At 72.0% G+C, this 826-nt stretch carries 2 protein-coding genes; one reads left to right on the top strand and one right to left on the bottom strand.

Translation table 11 applies throughout. From position 1 onward, the window contains the following. Window positions 1–15: 15 nt before the first annotated feature. Window positions 16–144 (top strand): transcriptional regulator, encoded by a 129-nt coding sequence (locus tag I5E_RS23675; RefSeq protein ID WP_083857963.1) that lies wholly within the window; start codon window positions 16–18, stop codon window positions 142–144. 70 nt (window positions 145–214) lie between these two features. Here the strand turns inward: I5E_RS23675 and I5E_RS26480 are convergent. Then, a partial coding sequence (locus I5E_RS26480) for a sigma factor (RefSeq protein ID WP_031262597.1) occupies window positions 215–826 on the bottom strand: 612 nt, incomplete at its 5' end.

The following is an 826-nucleotide window of genomic DNA, read 5'->3' as shown; positions in this document are numbered from 1 at the left end:
CGCCGGCTCGTCGCGGTGTCGAAGGGCTTCGTGGGGAAGACGCCGCGCACGTCGCTGACCCTCACGCGCCCGGGCCGGGCGGCCTGGCGCGCACACCTCGCGGCACTGCGGGAGATCGCCGGGCCGCCGGACGACGAACGCTGACGCGACCGCCTGACGGACTGGAGGCGCGGTGCCTGACCGCACCGCGCCTCCCGTCCGTCACCTGGTTCCGTCAGGAACGCAACCAGGCCGTCCCCACACCCGACAGTGCGCCGTCTGCCACCGGCGCGGAGGCGAGCAGCAGCTCGCCGGCAGGGAGGTCGTAGGGCTCGTCGCCGAACACCGTCACGCTCGTCCACCCGTTCGGGCGACGGAACGCGAGGACGTCGTCGCGGCCGGTCTCGAGCCACTCGAGGTGCTCCTCGGACTGCAGCTGCCCACGCAGGCCGAGCGCCTTCCGGTAGAGGTGCAGCGTCGAGTCCGGGTCGGCGTCCTCCGCCTCGACCGACACCTCGCCGAACCAGGCCGGCTGCGGCAGGTGCGACCCACCGGCACCGAAGCCGAAGCTCTTCTCGACCGCACGGATCAGGCCCAGGTTGCCTTCCTGGATGAGGTCGAGGAACTGCATGCCGCGACCGGTGTAGCGCTTGGCGAGCGAGACGACCAGACGGAGGTTCGCGCCGAGCAGGTGCGACTTCGCACGCTGACCGTCACGGGCCACCCAGCGCAGCTCGCGCTCTTCCGGCTTCGACAGCCCGGTCGAGTGCTGCAGCTTGTCCTCGGCGAACAGGCCGGCCTCGATGCGCATCGCGAGCTCGACCTCCTGCTCGGCGTTGAGCAGCGC

The organism is Curtobacterium sp. B18 (assembly GCF_000333375.1).
Classification (GTDB): Bacteria; Actinomycetota; Actinomycetes; order Actinomycetales; family Microbacteriaceae; genus Curtobacterium.
This window is presented reverse-complemented; position numbering and strand designations above follow the sequence as displayed.